Consider the following 19,084-nt stretch of genomic DNA (forward strand, 5'->3'; position numbering starts at 1 on the left):
TAAGTTAGCTTATCGGCTGCAAAATACTATATTTATTGCTGACATAATAAGCAATATGCGACCTAACAGAAGCTTTGGATGTGCGAAATTTGAGTTTTTAATATAAATTTAATTTTTCGTTTAACATCATACCATATTTTTATGTTATGATAAACAACGTTAGAAAAAAAGAGAGGATGGAAGTAGCATGTTTGGTTATGTAAGAATCCGTAAACCGGAGCTGTTAGTAAAAGACTATGAGTGTTACAAGGGTTTTTACTGCGGCCTGTGTCATTCATTGCGGGATAACTATGGGCTGCGGGGGCAGGTTACGCTGACGTATGACATGACATTTTTGGTGTTGTTGCTTTCATCAGTGTATGATCTGGCGGTAAAGGAGGAACACAAGCGATGCATTATCCATCCGGCAGGCAAACGACGTGTGATCCGTACGGAAGCAGCAAACTATGCAGCAGATATTAATATGCTTCTGAGCTATTATCATTTTGTGGACGATAAGCAGGATGAACATTCGCTGGCGGCATCATTGGGAGTTCAGATGTATCGTGGGCAGAGCAGACGATTGGAGCAACACTATCCAAGACAGGCAAGAGCAATTGCCGAGGGAATGCAAAGGCTTCATTTATTAGAGCAGGAAGACTGCAGGAATGTTTCTGCTCTGGCAGATTGTTTTGGACGCATGCTTGCAGAAGTATTTGCGTGGAAAGAAGACGGATTGGCAGATTTTTTTCGGGAAACCGGATATTATTTGGGCAAATTTATCTATATTATGGATGCTTTTGAGGATTTGCCGGAAGACACCCATAAGGAGAGATTCAATCCTTATCTGGGGACTGACCGTCGGGAACTATTACCGCAGGTCGAGGAGCAGCTGTTGACAGAGATCGCGGCTGCCGGAGCAGCATTTGAGAAGCTACCGTGCCTGGAGTATAGAGATATTATGCGTAATATTTTATATGCAGGAGTATGGAATCGCTTTGATATGATAAAACAGGAACTGCAGAAGGAGGAACAATAATGGATCCATATAAGGTGCTGGGGATTTCCAGCGATGCAACAGATGAAGAGGTAAAAAAGGCATATCGTGAACTGAGTCGTAAATATCATCCTGATGCAAATGCCAATAATCCGTTGAAGGATCTGGCAGAGGAAAAGTTTAAGGAAGTGCAGGCGGCATATTCGCAGATCATGGATATGCGCGCGAAAGGCTACGCAACAAATGACAGTCAGACGTCTGGCGGCTATAGTGCCGGCTATCAGGGACAAGGCTATCAGGGTCAGGGGTATCAAGGCCAGAACAGTGGACAGGGTTATAATCCATATCAGCGTGGTCAATATCAAAGTTATGGTGGTCAATATGGAAGAGATCCATATGCGGGCAATGAATGTGGAACAGGCAATCTGTGCTGCGATCTTTGGTGTGCGGATACACTTTGTGAATGCATGGGAGGAGATTTGTGTACATGTTTCTAAAGTCTGGCAGGGTTAGTTATGGTGGTATGATCACAGCGGCCATGGTGGTGTTATTGTATTTGTCTTGCGTGTTTGAGAATTGTTCATTATTTTGCCTGGCGGCAGCGGCTTTCTTAGGAGGCGTGACAACTTGGCAGAGAGGGTGGAAGGATGGATTGCTGGTTTCTGCGGCAGCAGGTGTATTAGGTGTAGTGTTGTTGCCAAATAAATGGTATGTGTTGACATATGCGGCATTCGTACTGTATGTTTTCGCGTGGGAGTGCTTGGAACACTTTTTTTCAAAGAAACAAAGGATGCTTGCGTGGATACTAAAAGGAATATTGTATCATGTGCTTTTGATCAGTGCAGTTTGTAGCTATGTTTATGTATTTGGTTTCCAACAGCTTGTACAAGGATTCTTGCTGACGGTTTTGCAGCATTCTAAGATCTTGTTTGGTTTGGCGGCGGTACTTTTGGCAGAGGTGGTTTGGATCGTATTTGACAGGGCATATGCAGTATTTCGTATCAAATGGAGTCAGTGGATGCATAGAGCAGGGGCTGACGGGTCAAGCAGACTATAGACGAACCGGTAAATTCATGATATAATTAAAAAGTATGACTATGGTTATCAGACGGAGTTTGGTGACCGTATATGAGGTATTACAGCATAAAGGGCGCAGCAATGCGCAAAATGGAGGAAAATATGGGAATCTTTAAGGATGACGATGAAAAGACGACAGAGAATGTTTCGTTACCGGAGGATTTGAATTTGGATGATATCGGTGATGATCTAGGTTCATTATTTGATGAGGACAAGGCGGACGATGCAGATATTGCAGATGATAATGTGGATAAGGATCTGTTAAGCCAGATTTTTTCGGATGGTGAGGATGTTTCAGAGAGTGATGATAAGACCTCTGATGGAGAAATGGATGAAGATTTGAGCAAACTCTTAGGTGAGATAGAAGATATTGAGGATGTGGCAAAAGAGTCTGCGGCGAAGGAAGCTGAGAAAAAGACGGCATCAAATCATAAGAAACACAATAAGAAAACGGATAAGGTAAAGGAAAATAAGACAGCACATATGGATGCACCCGGAGAAGTGTCTGATGACACAGTGACGGTGATCAGTCAGGGAACCACCGTTAATGGCGGTATTAATTCGGCCGGGGCTGTTGATGTAATGGGTACGATCAATGGTGACATTACTTCCCGTGGTAAAGTAGCGATCAATGGTACAGTGACAGGTAATGTTTCCGGTGCAGAGATCTATGTTAATACGAAGCGACTGGAAGGATCTTTGGACAGCGAAGGAACTGTGCAGATCAGTGAAGGAACAGTGATCATTGGAAATGTTACCGGAACATCTGCGTATATTGCCGGAGCTGTGAAGGGAACGATCGACGTGCAAGGTGCGGTTGTCTTAGAGGAAGGCGCTGTTGTTAAGGGAGATGTTATTGCAGAGTCTTTGCAGATCAATCAGGGCGCTGTTTTGGACGGATCCTGCTCGTTGGATTATACTGATGTGGATATTGATAAGTTTTTTGCATAGAAATGAGGATAATTATGGCTAAGTATAAGAGAGTATTATTAAAATTAAGTGGTGAAGCTTTGGCCGGTCCGAATAAGACAGGTTTTGATGAGGCTACCTGCTTAGAAGTGGCAAGACAGGTAAAGAGTCTGGTCGAGGATGGTGTACAGGTTGCTATCGTGACCGGTGGCGGTAACTTTTGGAGAGGTCGTACCAGTGAAACGATCGACCGTACCAAGGCAGATCAGATCGGTATGTTAGCTACCGTTATGAACTGTGTATATGTTTCTGATATTTTCCGCTATGTTGGTTTGAAGACAAGTGTTATGACACCGTTTGTCTGCGGAGCGTTTACAGAACTGTTTTCAAAGGATAAAGCTGTGAAGGCGTTGGAAGCGGGAGAGGTTGTATTTTTTGCCGGTGGAACGGGACATCCTTACTTTTCAACAGACACAGCCACGGTGCTTCGTGCAATTGAGATCGAAGCAGATGTGATCTTATCCGGTAAATCCATTGATGGCGTATACGACTGTGATCCGGCCGTACATCCGGAAGCGAAAAAGTTTGATACGATTTCCATTGATGAGGTGGTCAATAAGCGTTTGGGCGTTATTGATCTGGCAGCAGCGGTTCTATGCATGGAGAATCATATGCCGATGATGATCTTTGGATTGAATGAAAAGAACAGTATTATTGACACAGCAATGGGAACAACGGCAGGTACGTTGGTAGAAGCATAGAGAATAAGAAAGGTATGGTGTAAACATGAGTGTATCATTAGGACAATTTGAAGAGAAAATGAATAAATCAATTGAAAGTCTTGCAAACGAGTATACGACGATCCGAGCAGGCCGCGCTAATCCGCATGTGTTGGATCGTATTTCGGTGGATTATTATGGACAGCCGACAAACTTACAGTCTGTTGCCAATATTTCCGTATCTGAGGCACGTACATTGGTGATCCAGCCTTGGGAGACAAGTTTGATCAAGGAGATTGAAAAAGCAATCTTAGTTTCTGATCTGGGACTTACGCCAAATAATGACGGTAAAGTGATCCGTTTGACTTTCCCGGAACTGACGGAGGAACGTCGTAAGGATTTGACAAAGGATGTCAAGAAAAAGGGCGAGGATGCCAAGGTAGCGATCCGTAATATCCGCAGAGATGCGAACGATTATATCAAAAAAGAGCAGAAAGCAAATGAAATTTCTGAGGATGAGCAGAAGGATGCGGAGGCAGAAGTACAGAAACTGACAGATCAGTTTGTTAAGAAAATTGATGAAATGGTTGAGTCAAAATCTAAAGAGATCATGACAGTATAGTATAACATAGTTTTGAGAGATTTTCTCAAAACATGGATCATAGGGATGGACGGAATGGGTCTATCCCTACTTTTCAATAAAGGAATATGGCGTCTGCTCCCGGGATGGGTGCAGTTGCGCATAGAAATGAGGATATAGATGAGTGATGAGAAGAGAGCCGTACCCAGACATGTAGCGATCATTTTGGATGGCAACGGAAGATGGGCTAAAAAGCGTTTCCTTCCAAGGAACGCAGGTCATGCAGCTGGCAGCAAAAACGTAGAAAAGATTTGTGCGGCAGCATGGGATATGGGCATTGAATACGTGACGATGTATGCATTTTCAACGGAGAATTGGTCCAGACCCAAAGAGGAAGTCGATGCTTTGATGAAGTTGTTATATAGTTACTTAAAGGATTGCCTGAAAACCAGTGAGAAGAACAACATGCAGGTACGCGTGATAGGAGATATTACGAAACTGGCACCGGATCTGCAGGATCAGATCCGTGAGTTGGAAGAGTTTTCGGCAAAAAATACCGGGTTGCATTTTCAGGTTGCCTTAAACTATGGCAGCAGAGATGAAATTCGGCGTGCGGTGACCAAGATGGGGAAAGATGTTAAAGACGGCATTTTGAATCCGATAGATATTACCGAGGACACGATTTCAGGATATTTGGATACAAAGGGAATACCGGATCCGGATCTTATGATACGAACCAGCGGTGAACAGAGGCTTTCTAATTATCTGTTGTGGCAGATGGCTTATACCGAGTTTTATTTTACAGATTGTTTGTGGCCTGATTTTAATAAAAAAGAACTGGAAAAGGCAGTAGAATATTATCAACAAAGGGACCGGCGTTTCGGTGGTGTCAAATAGAAAGGGAGCAGATATGTTTAAGACTAGACTACTGAGTGGAATTGTATTGATGATCATTACGATCGCATTGATGATCTTTGGCGGTTTGCCGTTGTTTTGGGTAATAACATTGATCACTGTGATCGGCCTGTTTGAACTTTATCGTGCCGTTAAAATGGAAAAGACAGTACCGGCGTTGATCGGATATGCCGCGAGTATTGGCCTGGATCTGTTGTTGGCGGCACAAAAAACGGACTATGTTATTATGTTATTGATCGGTGCGCTGATGCTTATGATGGCTTGTTATGTGATCGCTTACCCAAAATATTGCAGTGAACAGATCATTATGGTATTTTTTGGATTGATCTATGTGACAATGATGTTGTCGTATGTATTTCAGGTACGTATGCTTGAGGGAGGTCAACTGATAGTATGGCTGATCTTTATCGGAGCATGGGGCTCAGACACCTGTGCATACTGTGTCGGTAAATTGATCGGAAAGCATAAAATGCCATCTAAATTGAGTCCAAATAAGACCATTGAAGGATGCGTGGGGGGGATTATTGGTGCAGCTTTGATCGGCTTTTTGTTTGCACTGGCTTTTTACCGCACCCAGACCGCATTGTGGTGGCAGTTTGCAGTGGTTGGTGCAGTATCCTCTGTTATTTCACAGATTGGCGATCTGACAGCATCTGCGATCAAGAGAAATCACGACATTAAAGATTATGGGACATTGATCCCAGGTCATGGCGGTATTTTAGACCGTTTTGACAGTATTATTTTTACAGCGCCTATCGTATATTATTTAGTGACGATGTTTCATTCGCTGTAGGATTATAATAGGGTATTAAGTGTATTTTTGACTATGCATTATTTGTGATGCGGATAGTTTTACGAATGCAGGAGAAACTTTGAAATGGAGGGGTTATTTAACCATGAAACAGATAGCAGTACTTGGTTCTACAGGATCGATCGGAACACAGACATTAGAGGTTGTCAGAGCAAATGAAGATATGCAGATCGTAACGCTTGCAGCAGGGTCTAATATTGATCTGTTGGAAAAACAGATTGTAGAATTTACGCCGAAGCTGGTGTGCGTGTATTTGGAAGACAAGGCAAAAGAATTACAGGAGCGTTTGCATTTACGTAAAGATGCTGCGGCAGATACCGAGATCGTTACGGGAATGGATGGACTGATCGCCTGTGCAACCTATTCCGAAGCAACCATAGTTGTTGCAGCAGTAGTCGGCATGATCGGGATTCGTCCTGTGATCGAGGCGATCAAGTCAGGGAAAGACATTGCCTTTGCCAACAAAGAAACATTGGTGACGGCCGGTCACATCATTATGCCTTTGGTGGAGAAGCATGGCGTTAAGCTATTGCCGGTGGACAGTGAACATGCAGCTATTTTTCAGTGCCTGCAGGGCGAGGAACATGGCTCTTTACATAAAATTTTGCTTACGGCATCCGGTGGACCGTTCCGAGGTAAAAAGAAAGAGGAATTAGAACATATCCGCGTGGAAGATGCGCTCCGTCATCCGAACTGGAGCATGGGACGCAAGATTACGATAGATTCTGCAACGATGGTCAATAAGGGTTTGGAAGTGATCGAAGCCCGTCATCTGTTTGATGTGGATTTTGATCGTATACAAGTCGTTTTGCAGCCACAGAGTGTGATACACTCTATGGTGGAATTTGAAGATGGAGCGGTAATGGCGCAGCTTGGAACGCCGGATATGAAACTGCCGATCCAGTATGCCTTGACATATCCACATCGCCGTTATCTACAGGGCGAGCGGTTAGATTTTTGGAAATTGCAGGAGATCACGTTTGAGCAGCCGGATATGGACACTTTTGAAGGATTAGCTCTAGCATATGAGGCAGGACGTACAGGAGGCAGTCTTCCAACGGTATTAAATGCTGCGAATGAAATGGCGGTAGCACTGTTTTTACAGCATAAGATCGGTTATTTGGATATAGCACGTTTGATCGCTTGGAGTATGGAGCATCATCATGTGATCAAAGATCCGTCATTGGAGGAAATTTTGGCGGTAGAGAAAGACGTATATCGTTTGCTGAAAGAGAAGATCAAAGCATAAAGAAAGGATAGATGTCATCGGAAACGATGGCAGATTGGAGAAAACTATGAACATAATTGCAGCATTGTTGATATTCACAGTCATTGTGGTGATTCATGAATTGGGGCACTTTCTACTTGCGAAAAAACACGGTGTCGGAGTACCTGAATTTTCCGTGGGAATGGGTCCGAGAATTATTACGTTTGCAAAGACAAAGAAAGGGCCGGTTTGTCGATTTTTCTGTTCGCAAAAGAAGTTTGATGCCTACGAAGACTGGCAGGATGTAACTAAATATTCTTGGAAACTTTTACCAATCGGTGGATCCTGTGCTATGGTAGGGGAAGACGAGGACAATGATGCGGCAGATTCTTTTAATACAAAGGGTGTGTGGGCACGCTTCTCTATCGTATTTGCAGGTCCCTTCTTTAACTTTATTCTGGCATTTGTATTTTCGGTTATCATTCTGGCCAATAACGGAATAGATATTCCGCGTGTTCTTGCAGCGTATGACAATCAGCCGGCAAGTGAGGCTGGAATCAAAAAAGGTGATGTGATCCGCCGGATCAATGGCAAAAAAATTACGATCGGCCGTGAAATTGACACGTACTTGATGTTACATCCTTTGAGTGGAGAAGAGGTAAAGGTAGAGATCGAGCGTGACGGCAAAGAAAAGACAATCATGGTAGATCCGAATTATACCGCATATTTGTTTGGCTTTTCCTACAAACAGCAGAACACGGCAGATACGAAAATCTCAGATGTGAGCAAAGATTCGCCGTTTCAAAAGGCAGGCGTTAAGGCGGGGGATGAGATCTTGTCTGTAAATGGACGTACTGTGGATAATGGCGAAGAACTTGGCAAAGTCATGGAAGAAGAGAAAAAAGAAGGAGAAGCGATTTCATTTGTGATCCGCAGAGGCAGCGAAGAGAAAACGTATGAGATCGCACCAAAATCTTACAAGACCAAAACACTGGGAATATATGCTTCTGATTATCAGAAGGGTAATGCAGGACAGATTTTGCAGTATAGTTTGATCGAAGTAAAATATTGGATCGAGACAACGGTTGCCAGCTTAGGCCAGCTTGTGACCGGCAAAATGTCGATGAAGGAAGTATCCGGTCCGGTTGGTATTGTAGATACTGTCGGAACCATGATCAATGAGACGTCTAAGATCGGTTTGAAAGAAATGTGGCTGAGCATTTTGTATATGGCAGTATTGCTAAGTGCTAACTTAGGCGTTATGAACCTGCTGCCATTACCGGCGCTGGATGGCGGACGTCTGGTCTTTATTTTGATAGAAGCTGTGCGTGGTAAGCCGGTAGACCGCGAAAAGGAAGGCTATATACATTTCGCAGGTTTCGTATTACTAATGCTATTTATGGTATTTGTATTATACAATGACGTGATTAAGATCATTCATTAATACGGGAGAAGGATAGGTGAGGATAGATGCGTGAACAGACAAAAGTGATTCAGATAGGTGATCGTAAGATCGGTGGTGGCAATCCGGTAGCAATTCAGTCGATGACGAATACCAAGACAGAGGATGTGGCAGCAACGGTTGCACAGATTCATGCGCTGGAGGAGGCCGGCTGTGATATTATCCGTTGTGCAGTACCAACAATGCAGGCGGCAGAAAGTTTGAAAGAGATTCATAAGCAGATCCATATTCCGCTGGTCGCAGACATTCATTTTGACTATCGTCTGGCATTGGCGGCAATTGAAAATGGGGCAGATAAGATTCGTATCAATCCTGGCAACATTGGTGATGAGGAGCGTGTACGTGCTGTTGTGAATGCTGCTAAGGAGCGTGGGATCCCGATCCGTGTCGGCGTCAATAGTGGCTCTCTTGAAAAAGATATTATTGCAGAATACGGTCATGTGACGGCGGAGGGGTTGGTAAAGAGTGCATTACAGAAAGTTGCGATGATCGAAAATATGGGCTATGACAATTTGGTCATCAGTATTAAATCCTCGGATGTATTAATGAGTATCAAAGCACATGAGTTAATGGATAAACAGAGTCGTTATCCGCTGCACGTTGGAATTACGGAGTCGGGAACGGTTCACTCCGGGAACATTAAATCAGCAATCGGTATCGGAACGATTCTGTATGAGGGTATTGGAGATACGATACGTGTGTCTCTCACTGGTGATCCGGTCGAAGAGGTACGCTCGGCAAAACTTATTTTGCGGACACTTGGGTTGCGTAAAGGGGGCGTAACGGTTGTTTCTTGCCCAACTTGTGGACGAACTCAGATTGATTTGATCGGTCTTGCAACGAAAGTGGAAAATATGGTCAAGGATCTTGACAAAGATATAAAAGTAGCTGTAATGGGCTGCGTTGTAAATGGTCCCGGAGAGGCGAGAGAGGCTGATATCGGAATTGCCGGGGGCAAAGGTGAGGGTCTTTTGATCAAAAAAGGCGAAGTGATCCGTAAAGTTCCGGAAGATCAATTACTCTTAGCATTGCAGCAGGAACTTGATAGGATGTGATCGAATGGAAAAGTTACTACAGGAAACGTTTGCTGATCTTCGTTTGACGGCAAGGCAGCAGTCTGTTTTTGAGGAAGTATATGTAGAACGTCTGTGTCTGTTGCGGGAGCAAAAAAGAGTGGAGGTTCATATTGTCAGTGAACATATTATTCCATACCGTGAGATTGCACTGTTAGAGTACGCATTGAATCAGTTGTTTGATAAAGCAGGATTTACCGTACAGGTAACAGATCGGTTTCGACTGTCAGAACAGTATACGCCTGAGAATTTTTGGCAGGAATACCAGGACAGCATTTTGATGATCTTGAAAGAAAGCAATGTTCTGGAATTTAACATGTTTTATAGTGGAGAGTGTCATCTCGAAGGGGAGACACTCTATTTGTGCTGTGATGATGATATATTGTTTCGTGCCAGAGAGACAGAGGTGATCAAGAAAGTTCAAGATCTTTTTTCAAGAAAAGCCGGATTTTCGATCACATTAAAGATCAGTTACCGTGAACCGCAGATCCAAGAAGAGGAAGAGATCAGCTATCGCGATGTGATACAACATAAGAATCAGGTGCAGTCGGCGGAGGCATTCGGTACGGAGAAAGTACAAGGGTTCGAGCGTGGTTCCGGAACAAAAAACATGGGTGCACAAGGAAAAACCGCAGGAAGATCACAGGATCCGGGGACAGTCTCCGGACAGAAAGCACCTACAGAGACTGTCGTCAAGACCGCTGCGGAACCGGTTGTGGAGAAAAAGAACGATTCCGCAGAGAAGAAAGCCGGAGGAGAGAAAAAGACGTTTCGAGGCAGTCCTTACAGCCGAAAAGGTGGAAGAGGTTCGTTTCATGGCAATGTGGACGAAGAATGTTTCTATGGACGTAACTGTGATGGCAATATGGTCAAGATTGCAGATATCCAGGAGGATCCGGGTGAGGTTGTGATCGAGGGAATGATATTGTCTTCGGAAGAGAGGGAGCTTAAAAGTGGTAAGATCCTGTTAATGTTTAATATTACAGATTTTACCGATACGATTCAGGCGAAGATCTTTTTGGAGCCGGAAGTATTAGAATCCATTGGCGGAGAACTCAAAAACGGTAAATTTATAAAACTGAAAGGAATCCCGATTTTTGATACCTTTAGCCGCGAGATCACGATCAGTTCAGTACGTGGCATCAAACCGGGCAAAGATACCAGAGAAAAACGGATGGATATCTATGAGGGCCCAAAACGAGTGGAATTACATGCACATACACAAATGAGTGAGATGGACTCAGTAGTTCCGGTACGTGAATTTGTGAAGCGCGCAAAAGAGTGGGGACACCCTGCAGTGGCGATCACAGACCACGGTGTTGTACAGTCATTCCCGGATGCAGATCATGAAGTGGATCGTGACGATGCATTTAAGGTGTTGTATGGTGTCGAAGCATATTTGGTCGATGATCTGATCGAAGCGGTTCAAAATGATGAAGGACAAGCGTTTGATGATACGTATGTTGTGTTTGACTTGGAGACGACAGGAATTGGTCCTAAAAGCAACGAAATCATAGAAATTGGTGCTGTAAAGGTCGAAAATCGGACGATCACCGATCGTTTTAGTACCTTTATCAATCCGCACCGACCGATTCCATATCATATCACGAAATTGACATCCATTGATGACTCTATGGTTTGTGATGCGGATGGGATCGAAACTGTTCTTCCACAATTTTTGGAGTTCTGTGAAGGGGCAGTCATGGTGGCACATAACGCCGGATTTGATATGGGATTTATTAGCCAGAAATCATCAGATCTCGGGCTTGACTGCAAATTTACGATTGTGGATACGGTGTCTGTTGCGCGAGCACTTTTACCGGAACTTAAAAATTACAAATTACATACTGTGGCAAAGCAGCTTAATGTTTCTCTGGAACATCATCATAGAGCGGTGGACGATGCAGAGGCAACGGCAGAAATCTTTTTGCATATGATCAAGCGGTTGGAGGACAAGGAGATCAAGAATCTGACACAGTTAAACGAGGCTTGTATTCCGAATGAGGAGTCGATTCGTAAGATGCCATCGTATCATGCTGTTATCTTAGCCAAAAATGAAACCGGCCGCGTGAATCTGTATCGTTTGGTGTCAGAGTCTCATTTGAAATACTTTAACAGACGACCGAAATTGCCCAAGAGTCTGTTTATGAAGTGGCGTGAGGGCCTTTTGATCGGTTCAGCTTGTGAGGCGGGTGAGTTGTTCCGTGCACTTGTTGAAGAAAAGCCGGAGGAAGAGATTGACCGTTTAGTCCGCTTTTATGATTATTTGGAGATCCAGCCGATCGGGAACAATGAATTCATGGTTCGTGACGAAGATAAATATCCGCAGATACAGGATGATAACGATCTGAAGGAGCTTAACCGTCGGATCGTTTCTCTTGGAGAGGCTTATAATAAGCTGGTTGTGGCAACCTGCGATGTGCATTTTCTGAATCCGGAAGATGAAGTGTATCGCCGTATTATTATGTCCGGTAAGGGGTTTGCGGATGCGGATCAGCAGGCACCGCTATATTATCGAACAACAGAGGAAATGCTTGCGGAATTTCAATATCTTGGATCCAAAAAGGCAGAGGAAATTGTCATTACGAACACCAATCTGATCGCTGATATGGTGGATAAGATTTATCCGTGCAGTCCGCGAAAATGTCCGCCGTATATTGAAAATTCTGATCAGGATCTGCGTAATATCTGCTATAACAGAGCACATGAGATCTATGGCCCTGATCTTCCTCCGGTCGTCGAAGAGCGTTTAGAGAGAGAGTTAAAATCGATCATTGGTAACGGATATGCCGTGATGTATATTATCGCACAGAAGTTGGTGTGGAAGTCTAACGAAGATGGATACCTGGTTGGTTCCCGAGGCTCAGTCGGATCATCCTTTGCGGCAACGATGTCCGGAATTACGGAAATCAATCCGTTGCCGGCACATTATTATTGTTCAACCTGCCATCATTATGACTTTGATGATCCGGTGATCAAGGAAAATGCGGGAACTTCTGCGTGCGATCTTCCGGATAAGATCTGTCCGAATTGTGGGACAGTAATGAACAAAGAAGGTCATGATATTCCGTTTGAAACATTCTTGGGATTTAAGGGAGACAAAGAGCCTGATATCGACCTGAACTTCTCAAATGAGTATCAGAGTAATGCACACGATTATACGGAGGTTATTTTTGGTGCAGGTCAGACTTTTCGTGCCGGAACGGTTGGTACAATGGCGGAAAAGACTGCATATGGCTACGTTAAGAAATATTGTGAAGAACATGAGATCACAAAGCGCAGTGCGGAAATGGAACGTATTGCGAAAGGCTGCGTAGGTGTAAGACGTACCACAGGACAGCATCCGGGCGGTATCGTTGTGTTGCCGATCGGAGAAGAGATCTACACCTTTACGCCGGTACAACATCCGGCCAATGATATGACAACAAAGATCATAACGACACATTTCGATTATCATAAGATTGATGCAAACTTGTTGAAACTGGATATTTTAGGACATTTGGATCCTACAATGATCCGTATGTTAGAGGATCTTACGGGTAAAGATGCCTCGGAGATCCCGATGAATGATCCGGATGTGCTTTCTCTTTTTGCCTCGACAGAGGCGTTAGGTATTACGCCGGAAGATATTGGCGGATGTACGCTTGGATGTCTGGGTGTACCGGAGTTTGGAACTAACTTTGTTATGGGCATGCTGTTAGATGCTAAGCCAAAAAACTTTTCGGATCTTGTCCGTATTTCAGGACTGTCACATGGTACCGATGTATGGCTTGGCAATGCACAGTATTATATTAAAAACGGTGACTGTACGTTGTCTACGGCGATCTGTACCCGTGATGATATTATGATCTATTTGATCAGTATGGGCGTGGAAAATGAACGTTCCTTTAAGATCATGGAGAGTGTACGTAAGGGAAAAGGTTTGACACCGGACATGGAAGAAGATATGCGTGCCTGCAATGTGCCGGACTGGTACATCGAATCCTGCAAAAAGATCAAATATATGTTCCCAAAAGCGCATGCGGCAGCTTATGTTATGATGGGATTGCGTGTCGCATGGTTTAAGGTGCACGAGCCGTTGGCGTATTATGCGTCATATTTTAGTATTCGCGCGACAGCCTTTGATTATGAGATCATGTGTCAGGGCAGAGAGCGGTTAGAGTATTACATTAATGATTATAACAGACGCAAAAATGAGTTGTCTGACAAAGAAAAGAGTACGTTAGATGATATGCATCTTGTACAGGAAATGTATGCGCGAGGATTTGGTTTTTGCAAGATTGATATTTATCGATCCAAAGCAACCAGATTTCAGATCGTGGATGGGAAATTAATGCCTGCTTTTTCATCGATCGACGGACTGGGAGATAAAGCAGCAGAGTTGATCGAGGATGAGGCGAGCAAAGGGGAATTTTTGTCGCAAGAAGACTTTAAGACCCGGTGCAAGGTCAGCGCAAATACAGTAGAGACGATGGATAGGCTTGGATTATTCGGGGATCTGCCACATTCAAATCAGATCTCGCTGATGGACTTTCTGTGATAAGAATTAACAGCAAAAAAATAAAATGCGCGTTATCATGTATCATATCGCATAATATTCATGATCGTTTTCGTGAAAAAGGGGCGGTGCATTAAGCACCGCTCGAGCGCGAAAGAGTCGCAAGCGACTCTTTGTTCTGGTATTAGATTTTATTTTACTCTTCCGGAACAGAATGGAGAGGTTCAAACGTATGCGTATTTTTATTTTGCTTTTTACGTTCTTTTTGCGCACGCTTTGCTTCTTCACAGAAGTATTTCTGTGAGTTGAGTTTAGCGTGTCCGCCCTTTGCAGCACGTCGATAGGTTCCGTTTTTCTGTAAAATTCTTGCTTTTTCGTTATCCGCCAGTTGAATGTCCAAAATATGGATCACTTCAGCTTTTAATGCGTCATCTTCTACCGGAAATAAAATCTCCACACGTTTATCCAGGTTACGAGGCATCCAGTCTGCACTTCCCATATAGACTTCCTCGAAACCGTTGTTGTAGAAATGGAAGATTCGGCTGTGCTCCAAAAAGTCACCGACGATCGAACGTACCGTAATGTTCTCGCTGATACCCGGCATTCCGGTCTTGAGGCAACAGATACCGCGTACAACTAATTCAATCTTAACACCGGCGGCAGCAGCTTCATACAAGGAGCTGATAATACCGGCATCGCATAGAGAATTCATTTTGGCGCGAATAAATGCTTTTTTACCCTTTTTGGCAAATTCTTTTTCTCGGTTGATCAATTGAGTAAAGCGGTCACGCAGGCGGATCGGTGCAATTGCTAATTTGTTCCAAAATGCCGGTTCCGAATAACCGGACAGCATATTAAAGACGGCGGTGGCATCTTCACCGATCGCTTTACGGCATGTAAGAAGACCCATATCGGTATATAATTTTGCTGTGCTATCGTTGTAGTTACCGGTACCGAGGTGGACATAACGTCGAATGCCATCTTCTTCTTTACGGACAACTAACGTGATCTTGCTGTGCGTCTTCAGACCAACAAGACCGTAAATGACATGACAGCCGGCCTGCTCCAGTTTACGTGCCCAGATAATATTGTTTTCTTCATCAAACCGTGCTTTTAACTCGACAAGCACGGTTACCTGTTTGCCGTTTTCGGCAGCAGCAGCAAGAGATGCGATGATCGGAGAGTGGCTGCTGACGCGGTACAAGGTCTGTTTGATCGCAAGAACGTTTGGATCTTTCGAAGCTTGTTTGACAAAATCAACAACCGGGTCAAAAGTCTCATATGGATGATGTAGAAGAACATCATGGTCACGGATCTGATCAAACAGATGATCTTCACCATTTAGCCATTTAGCAGGCTGTGGTGTATATTTTGGAGTGCGTAGCTTATCATATCCTTCCAATCCGGATAATTTCATAAGAAATGTTAAATCCAAAGGACCGTTGATCTTAAAAATATCTTCCTCTTTGATCTTTAACTCCTGACGCAGTTTTTTGAGCAGACGTTTGTCCATGCCATCTTCAACTTCCAAACGGATTGCCTGCCCCCATTGACGTTTTTTGAGCTGTCGTTCGATCTCGATCAGAAGATCAGCAGCTTCATCTTCTTCAATGCTAAGGTCCGCATTACGCATGATACGATATGGAAATACCGATTCAATCTCATAATTGACAAACAGTTTTCCAATATTTTTTTCAATGATCTGCTCTAACAAAATAAAGGTTTTTTCACCTTTTTGCTCGGATGGGATCTCGACAAAACGAGGCAGTACAGAAGGAACCTGAACCGTTGCAAAATCGGTATCATTGGAATCAGCTCCTTTCTTTTTGTTGCCATGTGACAGATAAAGATCGCGGAATTGTCCGCCTGCAGCTTTGTCTTTTTTCATGCGGAGAATAGCGCCGATATTTAATGTTTTGTTACGGATCAGCGGAAATGGTCTGGATGAATCCACTGCCATAGGAGTAAGTACCGGGTATACTTCATCGGTAAAATAACGGTCTACATATTTGGACTGTTTCTCACTAAGATTTTCATAGTGGGATAAGACGTGTACGCCTTCTTTTTCTAGGGCCGGGATCAGAGAACGATTAAAAATATCATACTGATCTTTAACGAACAAATGTGTACGTTCGTTGATCGCAGCTAACTGTTCTGCAGGGGTCATGCCGGAGATGTCTTTTTTGTTGTATTTTACCTGTACCATGTCTTTGAGAGAGGCAACACGTATCATAAAAAACTCATCTAAGTTGGACGACGTAATGCTCAAAAATTTAAGACGATCAAATAAGGGAAGAGAGGAATCTTTGGCCTCTTCCAGTACGCGGCGGTTAAATAACAGCCAGCTTAATTCACGGTTATAAAAATATTCCGGTTTGGAATAAGGTGATTTTGTACTCATGATAGAGTCTCCTTTCTATAGACACTTTTTTTGGCGGAGGACAGGGCGAATACCGAAGGCCTCTTCAAAAAATGGTGATTTCTGTATAAACATACCATGTTCCAATGTGATGTCATACAATGTCTGACCGGTGATGGTAAGATCATATCCGCGTTTGCGGACCGTAAAATTGGTGAATTTCTGTTGATGGCTTCGATCCATAGCATCGGCAAGACAGAGTATTGCATTTAGTTTTGCAATTTTGATATATTCTTCACGGCTGAATTCATTTTTAATCTCGCTGTATTCCGGAAAGTCGCCGGTTGTATATCGGATCACATAGGCAACGATCATACGTTCCTGATGGGATAATCCGATGATCTCTGTGGAAGTAACAATTTTGTAGGAGTTTTCACCGATGTCATTTAAGTTGAGAAAACTGCCACAATTGTGAAGTATCGCTGCTATCTGAAGAAGTAAACGATCCTTCTTGGTCAGGTGATTGGCTTTGCGCAGAGCATCAAACAGCTTTAAGGCAGCAATCTCTACCTGATGAATGTGTTCTGTATCGCAGCAAAAGCGTTCTGCCAGTTTGCGTGATACGGAGATGATATCATCCGAGAAAGGATGAGCCGGAACAATATGTTCTTTGCATTCGGCAAAATCAGCTGCCATGCCATCGCAGATCGTTATGCCGGACAACCACATAAACTCGGCATCTGTCTCTTCAAAAATATTGTGATAGATCATGGCAGTCGGCAAAAGCAGCTCTGCCTTGTCTTCAGAAATTGACAGTTCGCGGGCAAGATCATCCGGTGCCTGCGTGGAAATGGCATGATACAGTTCTTCGTATTCCTGACGGTTGACGGAATCTTTTTTGTTACCCTTTGAATCGACCGGCTGCAAATTGCCAAAATGGTGCGTGACCAGATATTTTACAAACGTTTGCAGCTGGTTGCCGACAGCAATAATATTTCGGACATTACAATCTTGCAAATACAGTTTAGAAAACGTATGCAGACTGTTAGAAATATATTCATGAACCAGATTCTGATAATTGATCACATCGCCTTGCATTGTTTGTAAAAACTCTTGGATACGCAGAGAACCTAACAAAATATTATGGGTCGTGATCAGGTTGTTTTTGTCGAATAATGATAATTGGATACTGCCACCGCCGACATCGACCAAAAGCGTACCCTTTTGGATCAGCTTGTGGAATGAGTTGGGCTGCAATGCGATGGCTTTATAGCATAGATAGCGCTGTTCGGAGTTGCTGAGAATCTTGATCTGAAAGCCTGTGCGCTGTTTCACCTGATCTAATACGATCAGATTATTATCGGCTTCCCGGAGAGCACTGGTTGCAATGATCATATAATCCTTGATGCGGTACTCCATCATCTTTTCCTTAAAGCCGAGTAAAATATTACAGAGCTTATCAATCGTGTGATAGCTGATATGTCTTGTGGAAAATGTCTCATATCCAAGACGCGCTGTGTGATGCAGATATTCCAATTCATGTACACCGTGTTTTTTGGAAATCTCGTAAATACGCATTGCGGTTTCATGACTACCGACATCAATTGCCGCAAAAACAGTTATTGCCATGAGAATATACCTCCTGTTCATGTAATGATAATAGTTTAAATCATTTTGTATAAAAAAACCATATATAACTGTCGAATTATGTTATTTTTACAAATAATTTACACAAATTTCCCATGCCTTATAACTGATATGACTGTATTTTGCTTCCCATACCTTAATATCTCATATAATTACATATTCAAACTTCCCATACCAGAAGTTATTGCAAAACCACATATTGCTTATTATATCAGCAATAAATAAAACATATTGCGGCTATTATTTTGTGGGAATAAATCGATTCGCTTTTGTTTTCGTCTGCCGGGATGGATATTCGGTGACATTCTTGACCATCTGATAGACATGCTGGATCTCTTCGGAATTTAACTTTTGCAATAGTGGAATAAAATAGGCGAAGGATTGATACGTATTATCATCAGTATAGAAAAAGGTAAAGGGATCGACGTGAAGATAATCGCAGATGTTAAAGAAGCCTTCCAATGCCGGATAATTTTTACCGGATTCAATGGAATTAATGTAGTTTTTGTTTAATCCAAGATCCAAGCTCATTTGGCGTGCGCTGATTCCGGCCGCTTCGCGAAGTTTTGCAAGACGCAGTCCAAAACTGTGTTTGTTCCACTTTAAAGAAAACAATGTTGTATCACAAATATCATTTGTAGCTTTGTAAATATTCATACGTGCCCCTTCCTATTAGATAAAATATTTGATATCATCATAACAGGTTTTATTTTGGAAAACGCCATGTAGAAACAGGCGTTTAGGGGTATATGCCATAATGAAAGTGGCATAAAAAAAGGAGCAATTGAGGAATATAAGCCGCATTGGAAACAGAACATTGATTTTGAAAAGCACATATGGTAGAATTGTAA

Annotated in this window: 15 protein-coding genes; 12 read left to right on the top strand and 3 right to left on the bottom strand. The window is 43.1% G+C overall.

Going from position 1 to position 19,084, the window contains the following annotated elements:
* Positions 1-187 precede the first annotated feature (187 nt).
* The 12 genes from DXB73_RS02575 to DXB73_RS02630 all read left to right on the top strand — a co-directional run bounded on the left by DXB73_RS02575 (position 188) and on the right by DXB73_RS02630 (position 14,269).
* Complete coding sequence (locus DXB73_RS02575; RefSeq protein ID WP_118690055.1) at positions 188-1,018, top strand: DUF5685 family protein; 831 nt, start codon at positions 188-190, stop codon at positions 1,016-1,018.
* Entirely contained in the window at positions 1,018-1,473 is a 456-nt protein-coding gene (locus DXB73_RS02580; RefSeq protein ID WP_118506462.1) for a J domain-containing protein, read from the top strand. Before DXB73_RS02575 ends, DXB73_RS02580 begins: the two co-directional genes overlap by 1 nt.
* A complete protein-coding gene (locus DXB73_RS02585) occupies positions 1,464-2,033 on the top strand; it encodes a hypothetical protein (protein ID WP_118690056.1) in 570 nt (189 codons plus the stop codon). The genes DXB73_RS02580 and DXB73_RS02585 overlap by 10 nt, the downstream gene beginning before the upstream one ends.
* A gap of 122 nt (positions 2,034-2,155) precedes the next feature.
* Entirely contained in the window at positions 2,156-3,004 is an 849-nt protein-coding gene (locus tag DXB73_RS02590; RefSeq protein ID WP_182448178.1) for a polymer-forming cytoskeletal protein, read from the top strand.
* A 14-nt stretch (positions 3,005-3,018) separates the two neighbouring features.
* Positions 3,019-3,723, top strand: a complete 705-nt coding sequence (gene pyrH, locus DXB73_RS02595) for a UMP kinase (RefSeq protein ID WP_022026263.1) — start codon at positions 3,019-3,021, stop codon at positions 3,721-3,723.
* A 25-nt stretch (positions 3,724-3,748) separates the two neighbouring features.
* Entirely contained in the window at positions 3,749-4,303 is a 555-nt protein-coding gene (frr, locus tag DXB73_RS02600) for a ribosome recycling factor (RefSeq protein WP_118690058.1), read from the top strand.
* Between the two features lie 138 nt (positions 4,304-4,441).
* Positions 4,442-5,158: an isoprenyl transferase gene (locus DXB73_RS02605; protein WP_118690059.1), complete on the top strand. Its 717-nt coding sequence runs from the start codon at positions 4,442-4,444 to the stop codon at positions 5,156-5,158.
* A 13-nt stretch (positions 5,159-5,171) separates the two neighbouring features.
* Positions 5,172-5,969 carry a phosphatidate cytidylyltransferase gene (locus DXB73_RS02610; protein WP_118690222.1) on the top strand — a complete coding sequence of 266 codons (798 nt, stop codon included), beginning with the start codon at positions 5,172-5,174 and terminating at the stop codon, positions 5,967-5,969.
* 103 nt (positions 5,970-6,072) lie between these two features.
* Complete coding sequence (gene dxr / locus DXB73_RS02615; RefSeq protein ID WP_118506467.1) at positions 6,073-7,236, top strand: 1-deoxy-D-xylulose-5-phosphate reductoisomerase; 1,164 nt, start codon at positions 6,073-6,075, stop codon at positions 7,234-7,236.
* 46 nt (positions 7,237-7,282) lie between these two features.
* On the top strand, positions 7,283-8,638 hold the full coding sequence (rseP, locus tag DXB73_RS02620) for an RIP metalloprotease RseP (RefSeq protein WP_118690060.1): 1,356 nt from the start codon (positions 7,283-7,285) through the stop codon (positions 8,636-8,638).
* A 26-nt stretch (positions 8,639-8,664) separates the two neighbouring features.
* Entirely contained in the window at positions 8,665-9,711 is a 1,047-nt protein-coding gene (ispG, locus tag DXB73_RS02625) for a flavodoxin-dependent (E)-4-hydroxy-3-methylbut-2-enyl-diphosphate synthase (protein ID WP_022026269.1), read from the top strand.
* A 4-nt stretch (positions 9,712-9,715) separates the two neighbouring features.
* Positions 9,716-14,269, top strand: coding sequence for a PolC-type DNA polymerase III (locus DXB73_RS02630; protein WP_118690061.1), 4,554 nt, complete (start codon positions 9,716-9,718; stop codon positions 14,267-14,269).
* Between the two features lie 154 nt (positions 14,270-14,423).
* Here the strand turns inward: DXB73_RS02630 and DXB73_RS02635 are convergent, their stop codons facing one another.
* The 3 genes from DXB73_RS02635 to DXB73_RS02645 all read right to left on the bottom strand — a co-directional run bounded on the left by DXB73_RS02635 (position 14,424) and on the right by DXB73_RS02645 (position 18,890).
* Entirely contained in the window at positions 14,424-16,628 is a 2,205-nt protein-coding gene (locus DXB73_RS02635) for an RNA degradosome polyphosphate kinase (protein ID WP_118690062.1), read from the bottom strand.
* A gap of 15 nt (positions 16,629-16,643) precedes the next feature.
* On the bottom strand, positions 16,644-18,215 hold the full coding sequence (locus tag DXB73_RS02640) for an HD domain-containing protein (RefSeq protein WP_022026273.1): 1,572 nt from the start codon (positions 18,213-18,215) through the stop codon (positions 16,644-16,646).
* Positions 18,216-18,473: 258 nt separating this feature from the next.
* Positions 18,474-18,890 (bottom strand): helix-turn-helix transcriptional regulator, encoded by a 417-nt coding sequence (locus DXB73_RS02645; protein WP_118690063.1) that lies wholly within the window; start codon positions 18,888-18,890, stop codon positions 18,474-18,476.
* Positions 18,891-19,084: the final 194 nt, after the last annotated feature.

The sequence above is a fragment of the Clostridium sp. OM05-6BH genome, assembly GCF_003481635.1.
GTDB lineage: Bacteria > Bacillota > Clostridia > Lachnospirales > Lachnospiraceae > Butyribacter.